This window comes from Pseudomonas sp. NPDC087614, assembly GCF_044743485.1.
GTDB classification, from domain to species: domain Bacteria; phylum Pseudomonadota; class Gammaproteobacteria; order Pseudomonadales; family Pseudomonadaceae; genus Aquipseudomonas; species Aquipseudomonas baetica_A.
Window position 1 is genome coordinate 64,902 of record NZ_JBIUWN010000019.1, and the last position, 14,020, is coordinate 78,921.

At 59.9% G+C, this 14,020-nt stretch carries 12 protein-coding genes and 1 pseudogene; 2 read left to right on the forward strand and 11 right to left on the reverse strand.

Annotated features, from left to right (window positions below):
* Positions 1-109 precede the first annotated feature (109 nt).
* From ACIOWA_RS10375 to ACIOWA_RS10420, 10 genes and pseudogenes are all read right to left on the reverse strand, one after another.
* The gene (locus ACIOWA_RS10375) at positions 110-1,468 is read right to left on the reverse strand and encodes an 8-oxoguanine deaminase (protein WP_401159680.1); all 1,359 of its coding nucleotides are present in this window, start codon (positions 1,466-1,468) and stop codon (positions 110-112) included.
* Positions 1,469-1,727: 259 nt separating this feature from the next.
* The gene (locus tag ACIOWA_RS10380) at positions 1,728-2,414 is read right to left on the reverse strand and encodes an SDR family oxidoreductase (RefSeq protein ID WP_401159682.1); all 687 of its coding nucleotides are present in this window, start codon (positions 2,412-2,414) and stop codon (positions 1,728-1,730) included.
* Between the two features lie 18 nt (positions 2,415-2,432).
* Positions 2,433-2,546 (reverse strand): annotated as a pseudogene (locus tag ACIOWA_RS10385) (MerR family transcriptional regulator); the annotation flags it as partial.
* 187 nt (positions 2,547-2,733) lie between these two features.
* The gene (locus ACIOWA_RS10390) at positions 2,734-3,660 is read right to left on the reverse strand and encodes an ABC transporter permease (protein ID WP_339431897.1); all 927 of its coding nucleotides are present in this window, start codon (positions 3,658-3,660) and stop codon (positions 2,734-2,736) included.
* A complete protein-coding gene (locus tag ACIOWA_RS10395; RefSeq protein WP_339431898.1) occupies positions 3,660-4,766 on the reverse strand; it encodes an ABC transporter permease in 1,107 nt (368 codons plus the stop codon). Before ACIOWA_RS10395 ends, ACIOWA_RS10390 begins: the two co-directional genes overlap by 1 nt.
* Before the next feature lie 13 nt (positions 4,767-4,779).
* Complete coding sequence (locus ACIOWA_RS10400; RefSeq protein WP_401159684.1) at positions 4,780-6,327, reverse strand: ABC transporter ATP-binding protein; 1,548 nt, start codon at positions 6,325-6,327, stop codon at positions 4,780-4,782.
* Between the two features lie 519 nt (positions 6,328-6,846).
* A complete protein-coding gene (locus ACIOWA_RS10405) occupies positions 6,847-7,446 on the reverse strand; it encodes an IMPACT family protein (RefSeq protein WP_401159686.1) in 600 nt (199 codons plus the stop codon).
* Positions 7,447-7,453: 7 nt separating this feature from the next.
* A complete protein-coding gene (locus tag ACIOWA_RS10410; RefSeq protein WP_150617871.1) occupies positions 7,454-8,104 on the reverse strand; it encodes a TetR/AcrR family transcriptional regulator in 651 nt (216 codons plus the stop codon).
* A gap of 88 nt (positions 8,105-8,192) precedes the next feature.
* Positions 8,193-9,581 carry a nucleobase:cation symporter-2 family protein gene (locus ACIOWA_RS10415; protein WP_339431901.1) on the reverse strand — a complete coding sequence of 463 codons (1,389 nt, stop codon included), beginning with the start codon at positions 9,579-9,581 and terminating at the stop codon, positions 8,193-8,195.
* A 121-nt stretch (positions 9,582-9,702) separates the two neighbouring features.
* On the reverse strand, positions 9,703-10,623 hold the full coding sequence (locus tag ACIOWA_RS10420) for a LysR family transcriptional regulator (RefSeq protein WP_221734345.1): 921 nt from the start codon (positions 10,621-10,623) through the stop codon (positions 9,703-9,705).
* A 138-nt stretch (positions 10,624-10,761) separates the two neighbouring features.
* On the opposite strand from ACIOWA_RS10420, the gene ACIOWA_RS10425 reads away from it, so the two are divergent.
* Complete coding sequence (locus tag ACIOWA_RS10425; RefSeq protein WP_339431902.1) at positions 10,762-12,111, forward strand: aspartate aminotransferase family protein; 1,350 nt, start codon at positions 10,762-10,764, stop codon at positions 12,109-12,111.
* 75 nt (positions 12,112-12,186) lie between these two features.
* A complete protein-coding gene (locus tag ACIOWA_RS10430; RefSeq protein WP_339494010.1) occupies positions 12,187-13,680 on the forward strand; it encodes a CoA-acylating methylmalonate-semialdehyde dehydrogenase in 1,494 nt (497 codons plus the stop codon).
* A 160-nt stretch (positions 13,681-13,840) separates the two neighbouring features.
* Here ACIOWA_RS10430 and ACIOWA_RS10435 read toward each other — a convergent pair.
* A partial coding sequence (locus ACIOWA_RS10435) for a hypothetical protein (RefSeq protein WP_401159689.1) occupies positions 13,841-14,020 on the reverse strand: 180 nt, incomplete at its 5' end.

Consider the following 14,020-nt stretch of genomic DNA (forward strand, 5'->3'; position numbering starts at 1 on the left):
AATGAGGGAGCGGGCTTGCTCGCGAAAGCGGTCTGTCAGGCAGCTTAAAACTGACTGACACGACGCCTTCGCGAGCAAGCCCGCTCCCACAGGTTTTATCGGTGGTGAATCAGGTGCCGGCGATCAGTTGGCGCGCGGCCTGGCTGTGATCGGCAATCAAGCCCTTGAGATCCAGGCCTTCGACCTGGCCGTCAACCACACGCCACTTGCCGCCGATCATCACTCGATCCGCACGATCGGCGCCACACAGCAGCAGCGCCGAAATCGGATCATGGCTACCGGAGAAGCGCAGCTCATCGAGCTTGAACAGTGCCAGATCGGCCTGCTTGCCGACCGCCAGTTCACCGATGTCGGTGCGGCCCAACAGGCTCGCCGACCCCTTGGTCGCCCAACCCAGCACACGCTCGGGGGTAATTTTCTCGGCGCCATAACGCAGACGCTGGATGTACAACGCCTGCCGCGCTTCCAGAATCATGTTCGACGCATCGTTGGACGCCGAGCCGTCGACCCCCAGACCAAACAGCGCGCCAGCGTCGGTCAGATCGATACTCGGGCAAATGCCGGAGGCCAGACGCATGTTCGAACTCGGGCAATGGCAAATGCCGGTGCCGGCCTGGCCGAGGCGGGTGATTTCGTCCGGGTTGAAGTGGATGCCGTGGGCCAGCCAGGTGCGCGGGCCCAGCCAGCCGACGCTGTCCAGATAATCGACGGTGCGCAGGCCGAAACGCTGCAGGCAGAAGTCCTCTTCATCGAGGGTTTCGGCCAGGTGCGTGTGCAGGCGCACGTCGAGCTGGTTCGCCAGTTCAGCGCTGGCCGACATGATTTCCGGCGTCACCGAGAAGGGCGAGCACGGTGCCAGGGCAATCTGAATCTGCGCGCCATCGCCACGCTCGTGGTACTCGTGAATCAGGCGCTGACTGTCGTCGAGAATCACCTGGCCTTCCTGCACGGTCTGCTGCGGCGGCAGGCCGCCGTCCTTCTCGCCGAGACTCATCGAGCCGCGAGTGAGCATGGCGCGCATGCCCAGTTCACGCACGGTTTCGACTTGTACGTCGATGGCGTTTTCCAGACCGTCCGGGAACAGGTAATGGTGGTCGGCGGCGGTGGTGCAACCCGATAGCAGCAATTCAGCCAAAGCCACTTTTGTCGCGAGGGCGAGTTTTTCAGGCGTCAGGCGTGCCCACACCGGGTACAGGGTTTTCAGCCAGGGAAACAAGGGCTGATTGACCACTGGCGCCCAGGCGCGAGTCAGGGTTTGGTAGAAATGGTGGTGGGTGTTGATCAGGCCCGGCAGGATCACATGTTCGCGGGCATCGAACACTTCATTGCACGGCGCGGACGGTTGCTGACCGGCCGCCAGCACTTCGACGATCACGCCGTGTTGCAGCACCAGACCACCACGGGCATCGAGCGCGTTGGCCGTGAAAATGGCGAGGGGATTTTTTAACCAGATACGGATGGCAGGCATTGTGGCCGGCTCCTCTGAAAGTGGGGTTCAGGGTTGCCAGCTCAGTGTTGCCCTGTCTGCTGATCCAGGGTCGCCGCGAAGGACGAGGCGCGCAGTTTCAAACAAAACGCGATGCCGGGCAAGCCCCACCCGACAGGACAACACACACCACCCCTTATGGGAGAGGGCTTGCTGGCGAAAGCGCTGAGTCAGGCACGGGTGTATTGACTGACACGACGCCTTCGCGAGCAAGCCCGCTCCCACAGGGGTTATACGGTGCTTACCAAGGAATGGTTTCACCCTTGTAATTGACGAAGTGGTGCCCGCCCTTGCCAGTAAACGCATTCACCTGATCGACCAGACCGCGCGTGCTGGTCTCGACATCAATGTCGGCACCCTCACCGCCCATGTCCGTCTTCACCCAACCCGGATGCAGCGACAGCACCGTGAGTTTCTGCTCGCCCAACTGGGTCACGAAAGTGTGGGTCATCGAATTCAGCGCAGCCTTGCTCGCCTTGTACAGCGCCAGTTCCGGCGCATCCGGCATGGTCACGCTGCCGAGTACCGAACTCATGAACGCCAACACACCGCTGCCATCGCGAATCTGCCCGACGAAACGCTGGGCCAGATTGATCGGTGCCACCGCGTTGGTGAAAAACAATTTCCCGACTTCGGCCAGTGTCGCGCCGCCCGGGGTTTGTGCATCCGGGCCTTTGACCCCGGCGTTGACGAACAGCAGGTCGAACGTCTCGCCCTTGAGTTGCTGACTCAGGGCGATCACCGCTTGCTGGTCATCCATATCAAGCTTCTCGATGCGCACCTTGCCCAGCGCTTGCAACGCGTCGGCGTTCGAAGGATTGCGCACGGTGGCCGTCACTTGCCAGCCATCGGCCAGCAGGGTTTTCACCAACCCGAGGCCCAAACCACGGGAGGCGCCGATGATCAGTGCGTTTTTTGCCTGGGACATGATGGGTTCCTTGAAAAGTTAACGTGCAGGATTCAATGGACACGCCTGAGCGAGCCGTAGTTGCAACTCCTGACGCAGTGCGTCGAGTTCACTCATACGGGTTTCGATCAGTTGCAGTTTGTCGCGCAGCAAGGGCGGCTGACGGCGCAGGCCTGAGCTTATTCACCACTGCGCATTGACGCACTCAAAAGAGGTATTGGCCGTGGAGCATACTCCTCTTCGCGGGCAAGCCCACACAGTGTCCGTGTCGTACACAAATGGGTAATCACCGCTGAACCTGTGGGAGCGGGCCCGCGAAGAGGTCAGTCTCTTCAGCGCATCAATGCCCTGCCTGCCACGGCTGCCCCAACGACACCGGCGCATATAACCGCGTACGCAGCGCATCGCGCGACAACAACACCAGCACCACAATCGTCGCCACATACGGCAGCATCGCCAGCAAGCTCGACGGAATCGCCAGCCCCATCCCCTGTGCCACCAAATGCAGGATGCTGGCGAGCCCGAACAGATACGCCCCCAGCAACAACCGCCACACCCGCCAACTGGCAAACACCACCAGCGCCAGCGCGATCCAGCCGCGCCCGGCCGTCATGTTCTCGGCCCACATCGGCGTGTACGCCAGTGACAGATACGCCCCGGCCAACCCGGCCATCGCCCCGCCAAACAGCACGGCCAGCGTACGCACGGTCAACACTGGCAAGCCCATCGCACTGGCCGCATCCGGGTTCTCACCGACGGCCTGAATGATCAGCCCGATACGACTTTTGATGATCACCCACGCGACCAGCGCAAACAGCGCGAACGACAGGTAAACCAACAGATCCTGAGCAAACAGCATCCGCCCGATCAGCGGAATTTCACTCAAGTACGGAATCGCCATTGGCTCAAAACCCGCCAGTGGTTTACCCACCCACGCGGAGCCGACAAAGGTCGACAACCCCACACCAAAAATCGTCAGCGCCAGCCCGGTCGCCACCTGATTGGCGTTGAACACCAGCGCCACCAGGGCAAACAGCGACGACAACAGCATCCCCGCGAGCATCGCCAGCAACACGCCGAGCCACAAGTTGCCGCTGCTGAGGGCGACGATAAAACCGATCACTGCACCAAACAGCATCATCCCTTCCTGGCCGAGGTTGAGCACGCCGCTCTTCTCGCAGATCAGTTCACCCAGCGCCACCAATAACAGCGGTGTGCCGCAACGCACCATGGCGTAGAAAATATTGCTCAGCAGATCGATATCCATCACAGCGCTCCGGCGGTTACGGCAGTGGTCGAGGCGCGCCGTCTCCAGCGCAGTTTCAGGCGCGGCCGATAGAGGATCAGCACGTCACAGGCCAGCAGGAAAAACAGCATCATTCCCTGGAACAGTTGGGTAATCGCTTGCGGCAGGTTGAGGGCCATCTGCGCACTCTCGCCGCCGATGTACAGCAACGCCATCAACAGACTGGAGAACAGAATCCCGATCGGATTCAGCCGCCCGAGAAACGCCACGGTGATCGCCGCATAGCCATACCCTGGCGAAACCTGCGGCACCAACTGACCAATCGGCCCGGTGACTTCGCAGACCCCCGCGAGCCCGGCCAAACCGCCGCTGATCAGCAGCGCCAGCCAGATCAGCCGTTTCTCGCGAAAACCGACAAACCCCGCCGCACGCTTGTCCAGCCCGAGCACTTTGATCTGAAAACCGACAAAGCTTTTCTGCAACAACACCCACACCGCCACCAAGGCGAGCAGGGCGAAATACACCCCGGCGTGCACGCGGCCATCCTCCATCAACAGCGGTAAACGGCTGGCATCGCCAAACATCGCCGACTCGGGAAAGTTGAAGCCGGCCGGGTCTTTCAACGGGCCGTGTACGCAGAACAACAACAGGTTGAGGGCAATGTAATTGAGCATGATGCTGGTGAGGATTTCGTTGGCGTTGAAACGCGTGCGCAGCCATGCCGTCAGCCCGGCCCACGCCGCGCCGGCGAGGGTGCCGGTGAGCAGAATCAGCACCAGTGCCCAACGGCTTTGCATGTCGATGATGTTCACCGCCAGCGCACTGCCGGCCAACGCGCCCAGGAGCAATTGGCCTTCGGCGCCGATGTTCCAGATTCGCGCTTGATAGGCCACGGCCAAGCCCAACGCGCAGAGCAGAATCGGCAGGGCTTTGACCAGCAATTCGGAGACGCCGTACACGTCGCTGACCGGTGCGATCAACAGAGTGTGCAAAGTTTGCAGTGGATCATGACCCAGAGCGATGAACAGCAGCGAACCGCAACCGAGGGTCAGCGCCGCCGCCAACAACGGCGAGCACCAGAGCATCAGGCGCGATTGCTGGCCACGGGGTTCGAGAGAAAGCAGCATGTTGAAAACTCCGTTAAACCGTGGCGTGTTGTTGAGGGGCATCGAACTGGCCGGCCATCCAGCCACCGACATCGCTCAGTAGGGTGTCCGCCGTGTTGTGCAACGCGGACATCTTCCCGCCGCACAACGCACCGAGGCGGTCGCTGATCTGGAACAGTTCGTCGAGGTCTTCGGAAATCACCAGAATCGCCGCACCGGCATCGCGCAACGCAATCAACGCACGGTGGATGGTGGCGGCAGCGCCGACGTCCACGCCCCAGGTCGGGTGTGCGGCGATCAGCAGTTTCGGTTGCTGGAGGATTTCCCGGCCAAGAATGAATTTCTGCAAGTTGCCGCCGGACAGGCTGCGCGCAACGGTTTGCGTGTCCGGGGTTTTCACGCCGAAGCGTTGAATAATTTGTTGCGCGAGGGCTTCGACCTTGCCGCGCTGGATCAGCCCGTTACTGACCAATCCCTGCTGGAAGGCCGTGAGCAGGGCGTTGTCCGCCAGACTCAACTCGGGCACCGCGCCGTGGCCGAGGCGTTCGGCGGGGACGAAGGCCAGACCGAGTTTGCGCCGCGCATCCGGGCGTAAGTCAGCGACAGCTTGTTCACCGAAGCGAATCGTCGTCGCCTCGGCGCTCGGCAGGGTTTGTTCGCCGCTGAGCAGGGCGAGCAACTCATCCTGACCATTGCCCGCGACCCCGGCGATGCCGACGATTTCACCGCTGCGCACTTGCACATTAATGTCGGTCAACGAGCAGCCAAACGGATCGGGGTTGTGCCAACTCAAACCGCTCACCTGCAAAAAATCCGCGCCGCCGCTGACTTTCGGATAGTCACCGATCAACGCCGCCGCTTCGCCGACCATCAACTGCGCCAATTGTTGATCCGAACACTCGGCGGGCACGCAATGCCCGGCCACTCGTCCGCCGCGCAAAACCGTGGCGCTATGGCACAAGGCGCGGACTTCGCCGAGCTTGTGGCTGATAAACAGAATGCTGCAGCCCTCGGCGGCGAGGCGCCGCAGCGTGATGAACAAGTCGTCGGCCTCTTGCGGTGTCAGCACCGAGGTCGGTTCATCGAGAATCAGCAGACGGATGTCCTGCATCAGGCAGCGGATGATTTCCACCCGTTGTCGCTCACCGATCGACAGGCTGTGGACAAGTCGCTCAGGCTCCAGCGCCATGCCGTAACGGCGCGACACTTCGCGAATTTTCGGTTCCAGTTGTTTGGGCGTACCGGCCGCTGCGCCCATCGCCAGAGCAATGTTCTGCGCCACGCTGAGGGTTTCAAACAGTGAGAAATGCTGGAACACCATGCCGATCCCCAACTGCCGCGCCTGCGCCGGGTTGCGGATATTCACCCGTTGACCTTGCCAGAGCATCTCGCCCGCATCGGCCTGGGTGACGCCATAGATGATCTTCATCAGCGTACTTTTGCCCGCGCCGTTTTCACCGAGCAGCGCATGGATTTCCCCAGGGGCGATGCTCAGGTCGATGGCATCGTTGGCCAGACAACCGGGGTAGCGTTTGCTGATGTGGCGCAGTTGCAGGCGCGTGTTGGGCGGATCGATTGGCATGACAGGCTCGACTTGCTTGGAGTTGTGCCTGTGGATAAAGCAATTTCCTGGCCATTGAGTCAGGAACCCGGGGCGACCGCGTGCATCAGGGCTCGGCGCAAAGCGTTCAAGGCTGCATCGGGTAATGCCCCGGCACCAATTCAGAGCAAAGCCGTTGAACAGGCTCCAGTTTTGCCCTTCGGTGACTGATCAAAAAACGAGCAAAGACGCGGGGGCTAGGCAGAGTCTGCAACTGCGCCAGCCATGAACGGGTTATCCACAGGTTGCTCCACAGTTATTGTGCGCAAGCTTTAAACCTGGGCATAAGCACTTCAAGGCTTTCTTCTAATGGTGCTAAACGTTATTAACTGATTGTTTTTAGGCGAATTTTGAATTTTTCAGGAGAGATTGAACGAAAAATGAACAAACCGCGCAAAGCCGCGTGACAGAAGGGTTACAGCGCAATGTGCTCAGGTTATCCACAGTCGGGTGCACAGCCGATGTGGGCAACTCGGGGGAATAAGGAAATCAAGCGATGCCCTAAAAGATCGCAGCGCTTGAACGCTGAAGCAAAATCCGCCCACGACTCAAATCAGCCAACTGGCGTTGCAATAATTCGATCTGCATTTCACCCACGGCTAGCTGCAATTCGACGCCGTTGGCAGTGAAGTTTTCCTCGACCACCAACCCGCCCAGATCCGCCACCCGCAACTTCACCAGCGCCAGCTCGGCAAACCCACAGGCACAACGCAGCGGCACACGGCTGATCAACTCGACTTTCGCCGCCGTCTGCAGGCACTTGTTTGCGCCGCCGCCATAGGCGCGGGCCAAACCGCCGGTGCCCAGTTGAATGCCGCCGTACCAACGAATCACTAGTACGGCGACCTGATCGCAATCCTGCGCTTCAATCGCCGCCAGAATGGGCCGGCCCGCCGTGCCGCCAGGCTCGCCGTCGTCATTGCTGCGGTATTGATCGGCCAGTTTCCACGCCCAGCAGTTGTGCGAGGCGTTCAAGTCGCTGTGCTGTTCGAAGAACGCCTGCGCGTCGGCCGCGCTGCTGATCGGCGTGGCGTAGGTGATGAAGCGGCTTTTGCGAATCTCTTCGCGGTATTCGCAAAAACCACTGAGGGTGAAAGGCATAGACGTCTTATAGAGAGGGAGTGAGGCCGCAGCCTTTGAGGATGATGCGGATCAAATTGTTGCCGGCGTCTTCCATGTCCTGCTTGGTCAACTTGCTGCGACCGCTGACTCGGCAGATCTGCGTGGCAAAGTCGGCGTAATGCTGAGTGCTGCCCCACAACAGGAAAATCAGGTGTACCGGATCCACCGGGTCCATTTTGCCGGCATCGATCCACGCTTGAAAAACGGCCGCTCGCCCCTGGAACCAGGCGCGGTAATCCTGATTGAAATATTCGCTCAGGCATTCGCCGCCGCTGATCACTTCCATCGCGAAGATGCGCGAAGCTTGCGGCTGGCGGCGGGAGAATTCCATTTTTGCGCGGATGTAGCGGGTGAGCGCCTCGGCCGGATCGTCCTCGGCCGTCAGGGTGTTGAAGGTGCTGTCCCACAACTCGATGATGTTGCTCAGCACCGCCACGTACAACCCCAGCTTGTTGGTGAAGTAGTAATGCAGGTTCGCCTTGGGCAACCCGGCATTCTGGGCAATGGTGTTCATGCTGGTGCCTTTGTACCCATGACGGGCGAACTCGTCTTCGGCGGCTTTGAGAATGGTCTCTTCGTTCTTCTGACGAATGCGGCTGGCGGGCTTGCCGCCGTGAGCGGGGACTTCAAAGGTCATAGGCACTTCCGGGTTTGTCTGTGGGCGCAACCAGTTGCGTTGATAGCGCACCCACAGGCTTCAGACAAGTCCTGAAGCAATAAAACCGTTACGCCTGTTCGACCTTGTTCACCGGCACATGGGCTTCGCTGGTGGTGGTTTTTGCTTCCGGCAGCAGCAGGCAGAGCATGATTGCGGTCAGCCCGCCACTGGTGATCGCCGAGTCGAAAAGGTTCTGCACCAGTTTCGGCAGCAAGTGCAGCAAGTTCGGTTGCGCGGCAATACCCAGGCCGACGCCGAACGAGGTGGCGATGATCAACATGCTGCGTCGATCCAGCGGTGATTGCGCGAGGATGCGCACACCCGCCGCCGCAACGGCACCGAACATCACCAGCGTCGCACCGCCAAGCACCGGTTTTGGAATCTGTTGCAGCACCGCGCCGATCATTGGAAACAGGCCGAGACAAAACAGGATCGCGCCGATGTACAAACCGACGTAGCGACTGGCGACACCGGTCAACTGGATCACGCCGTTGTTCTGCGCGAACGTGGTGTTGGGAAAGGCGCTGAAAGTGGCCGCGATCATGCAGCTCACGCCATCACCGAGAATGCCACCGCGCAAACGGCTTATATAAGAAGGGCCGCTGATGGGCTGGCGGGCCAGCATGCAGTTGGCGGTGAGGTCGCCGACGGTTTCGATGGTGCTGATCAGATAAATCAGCGCGACGGGCAGAAAAGCCGTCCAGTCGAAGCTGAATCCAAACTTGAACGGTGCAGGAATACTCACCAGCGGCAAGTCAGGCAAAGGCTGCACCACCAGTTTCCCACTGAACCATGCCGCCAGACTGCCGAGTACCAGGCCGATGATGATTGCCGAGAGCCGCACCCACGGCGTGTTCGAGCGATTGAGCAGGATGATCGTCAGCAGCACGAACACGCCCAGCGCCAGATTGCCCGGCGCACCGAAGTCCGGCGCATTGAAACCGCCGCCCAGATCCGTGATGCCGACTTTGATCAGGCTGATTCCGATCAGGGTGATGACAATGCCGGTCACCAACGGCGTAACGACGCGACGCAATTGGCCAATGAAGCGGCTGAGTACGATCTGTACGATCGCGCCGAAAAAGCACACGCCGAAGATCATCGCCAGAATGTCCTGTGGGCTGCCGCCGCGCTGTTTGACCAGAAAACCTGCCGACAGTACGGCGCCAAGAAAGGCGAAACTGGTGCCCTGCAGACAAATCATCCCGGCACCAATGCCGAACGGTCGGCGTGCCTGAATAAAGGTGCCGACCCCGGACACCATCAGCGCCATGCTGATCAGGTACGGTAAATGCGCGTTCAAGCCGAGCGCCGAACCGATCACCAGCGGCGGGGTGATGATGCCGACGAAACTGGCGAGTACGTGTTGCAGGGCGGCAAGAATCGCGGCGGGCGGTTTGGGGCGGTCGTTGAGGCCGTAGATCAGGTCGCTGGACGGTGCGGAATCTGGCTGCATGGACTTGGGCTTCTTGTTGAAGGATCGAGGTTGATCCTGCTCTGCAAAAAGCTGTCCACTTGCTCAGGTTATTTGGCGATTTTGTCTGTTAGGCCCAGCGTGGCTGGGCCTTTCGGGTTTTTCAACGCGTCGCCGCCAAGCTTTCAAGAAAACTTTCCAGCACCAAATGGGGGCGCCGGCCCTTGCGCGTGACCGATGCGAGGCTCAGGTCATAGAAACGTGTCTTGGCCTTGAGCGCGCGCAGACGCCCCTGCTGCACCCATAGGCTGGCGTAGTGATCCGGCAGATAACCGATGTAGCGCCCGGTCAGGATCAGGAACGCCATGCCTTCACGGTCCGAAGCGCTGGCGGTGCAGTTGAGCGCCTGGTAATGCGCCTGAATGTCTGCCGGCAAACGGAAGGTGGGGGCGATGGCGTCCTGACTATTCAGGCGTTCGTCGTCCAGTTGCTTGTCATCGACGTAAAACAGCGGATGCCCGACCGCGCAGTAAAGCAGTGAACGTTCGCTGTACAGCGGCTGATATTCCAGACCGGACAGCGCACTGGCCTGCGGCACCACGCCAACATGCAGGCGGCCGTCGAGCACGCCTTGTTCGACTTCATTAGGCGCGATCATGCGGATCTGGATCTGCACGTCCGGGCCGCGTTCTTTTAATTGCGCGAGGGCGTGGGTGATGCGCATGTGGGGCAGGGTGACCAGGTTGTCGGTCAGGCCAATGATCAACTCGCCGCGCAAGTGCTGGTGCAGGCCGTTGACCTCGGTGCGAAAGCTTTCCAGCGCACTTAACAGTTGCAGCACCGATTGATAGACCTCGCGGCCTTCTTCGGTCAGCGAGAATCCCGCGCGGCCACGTTGGCACAGGCGTAAGCCGAGGCGTTGCTCCAGGTCGCTCATTTGCTGGCTGATCGCCGAACGCCCAATGCCGAGCACGGTTTCCGCCGCCGAGAAGCCGCCGCATTCCACCACGCTGCGAAAAATGCGCAGCAAGCGAATATCAAAGTCACTGACCTGGGCCAGCGGATCGGGACGGCGGCTGCTCATGCTTGATTACTCAAAGTTTAGTGGTGGGCTGACTGAAGGTTAGAAGAGTTGGATTTCACCGACTTTATCGCCGTGGCAATTTAGCTGCAACAACGCTTTCTATCTCCCTGATGCTTATGCCCTGCGAGGTTTTGCCCGATGAACATGCCTGAAACCGCTCCGTCGCCACTGGCCAGCCAACTGAAGCTGGACGCGCACTGGATGCCGTACACCGCCAACCGTAACTTCCAGCGCGATCCGCGTTTGATCGTCGGTGCCGAGGGCAGTTGGCTGTTCGACGACAAGGGCCGCAAGATCTACGACTCGCTGTCCGGTCTATGGACCTGCGGCGCCGGGCACACCCGCAAGGAAATTCAGGAAGCGGTCTCCAAGCAGTTGGGCACACTCGATTACTCGCCGGGCTTCCAGTACGGCCATCCGTTGTCCTTTCAGTTGGCTGAGAAAATCACCGATCTGACTCCGGGCAACCTCAACCATGTGTTCTTCACCGACTCCGGCTCCGAGTGCGCCGACACGGCGGTGAAAATGGTGCGTGCCTACTGGCGTCTTAAAGGCCAGGCGACCAAGACCAAAATGATCGGCCGCGCCCGTGGCTATCACGGTGTGAACATCGCCGGCACTAGCCTGGGCGGCGTCAACGGCAACCGCAAAATGTTCGGTCAGGCGATGATGGACGTCGATCACCTGCCGCACACGTTGCTGGCGAGCAATGCGTTCTCCCGTGGCATGCCGGAGCAGGGCGGTATCGCCCTGGCCGATGAACTGCTGAAGCTGATCGAACTGCACGATGCGTCGAACATCGCCGCCGTGTTCGTTGAACCGATGGCCGGTTCCGCTGGCGTGCTGGTTCCGCCTCAGGGTTATCTGAAGCGCCTGCGTGAAATCTGCGATCAGCACAACATCCTGCTGGTGTTCGACGAAGTGATCACCGGTTTCGGCCGCACCGGTTCGATGTTCGGCGCCGACAGCTTTGGTGTCACTCCCGACCTGATGTGCATCGCCAAGCAAATCACCAACGGCGCGATCCCGATGGGCGCGGTGATTGCCAGTTCCGAGATCTACCAGACCTTCATGAACCAGCCGACGCCGGAATACGCGGTGGAATTCCCCCACGGCTATACCTATTCGGCGCATCCGGTGGCTTGCGCCGCTGGCCTGGCGGCACTCGACCTGCTGCAAAAGGAAAACCTGGTGCAGAGCGTGGCCGAAGTCGCGCCGCATTTTGAAAACGCGCTGCATGGCTTGAAGGGTTCGAAGAACGTCATCGACATCCGTAACTACGGTCTGGCCGGTGCGATCCAGATTGCCGGTCGTGACGGCGACGCCATCGTGCGTCCGTTCGAGGCGGGTATGGCGCTGTGGAAAGCGGGGTTCTACGTGCGCTTCGGCGGCGACACCCTGCAGTTCGGCCCAACCTTCAACAGCAAGCCGCAAGACCTTGATCGTCTGTTCGACGCGGTCGGCGAAGTGCTGAACAAGCTCGACTGATTTTTCCCTCTATATAAGTACAAATTGCCGGCGCCTCTTCGGCGGCGCCGGCGGACAAAATTCAGGAGTCCCCCGATGAGCGTTATCCCGCATTTGATCAATGGCGAACTGGTGACCGAGAACGGTCGCGCGGTTGATGTGTTCAACCCGTCCACCGGTCAAGCGATCCACAAGTTGCCACTGGCCAGCCAGGCAACCATTCAGAAAGCCATTGATGCTGCGAAGGCAGCGTTCCCGGCCTGGCGTAACACGCCGCCGGCCAAACGCGCCCAAGTGATGTTCCGCTTCAAGCAACTGCTGGAGCAGAACGAAGCGCGCATCTCGCAATTGATCAGCGAAGAACACGGCAAGACTCTCGAAGACGCTGCCGGTGAACTGAAACGCGGTATCGAGAACGTCGAGTTTGCTTGTGCTGCGCCGGAAATTCTCAAGGGCGAGTACAGCCGCAACGTAGGCCCGAACATTGATGCGTGGTCGGACTTCCAGCCGTTGGGCGTAGTCGCCGGTATCACGCCATTCAACTTTCCGGCCATGGTGCCGCTGTGGATGTATCCACTGGCGATCGTCTGTGGCAACTGCTTCATCCTCAAACCGTCCGAGCGTGATCCAAGCTCCACGCTGCTGATTGCTCAACTGCTGCTGGAAGCCGGCCTGCCAAAAGGTGTGATGAACGTGGTCCACGGCGACAAGACGGCGGTGGATGCGCTGATCGAAGCGCCGGAAGTCAAAGCGCTGAGCTTCGTCGGTTCGACGCCGATTGCTGAATACATCTACGCCGAAGGCACCAAGCGCGGCAAACGCGTTCAGGCACTGGGCGGCGCGAAGAACCATGCGGTGCTGATGCCGGATGCCGATCTGGATAATGCGGTCAGCGCACTGATGGGCGCGGCGTATGGTTCTTGCGGCGAGCGCTGTATGGCGATCTCCGTTGCGGTATGTGTGGGTGATCAGGTGGCGGATGCGTTGGTGGCCAAACTGGTTCCACAGATCAAGGCGTTGAAGATTGGTGCGGGTACTTCGTGTGGTCTGGACATGGGGCCACTGGTGACCGGTCAGGCGCGCGACAAGGTCAGCGGCTATGTCGATGACGGCGTGGCAGCGGGTGCAACTCTGGTGGTCGATGGTCGCGGCTTGAGCGTCACGGGTCACGAAGACGGCTTCTTCCTCGGGGGCTGCCTGTTCGACAACGTCACTCCAGAGATGCGCATCTATAAAGAGGAGATCTTCGGGCCGGTGCTGTGCGTCGTCCGGGTGAGCAGCCTGGAAGAGGCGATGCAACTGATCAACGATCACGAATACGGCAACGGCACCTGCATCTTCACGCGTGACGGTGAAGCGGCGCGTCTGTTCTGTGATGAGATCGAAGTCGGTATGGTCGGCGTCAACGTGCCTTTGCCGGTGCCGGTGGCTTATCACAGCTTTGGCGGCTGGAAGCGTTCGCTGTTCGGCGACTTGCATGCCTATGGCCCGGACGGTGTGCGCTTCTATACCCGTCGCAAGGCAATCACCCAGCGTTGGCCGCAACGTGCTAGCCACGAAGCCTCGCAGTTCGCCTTCCCTAGCTTGTAAGCAGGGATGAAGAAGGCCGACCTCTAGAGGTCGGCCTTTGTGTTTTCGGTGTTCTTTGACTGATATGACAGAAATATGAAATTAACGGTTGACGGCAGATTCTGGAAGCCTATAATTCGCCCCACTTCCGGCGCAGTCGAAACGGAAAACTCCTTGAAATTCAATGAGTTATGAGGTTTTCGGCAGCAAGTTGCTTCAGTTCATCGAAGCCAGAAAGAAGTTGAAAAAGAGGTGTTGACAGCAGCGTGTAACGCTGTAGAATTCGCCTCCCGCTAACGAGAGATCGAAGGCGCAAGTGGTTGAAGTTGTTGAAGAATTCTTCGAAAGCTTCTGAAAATAA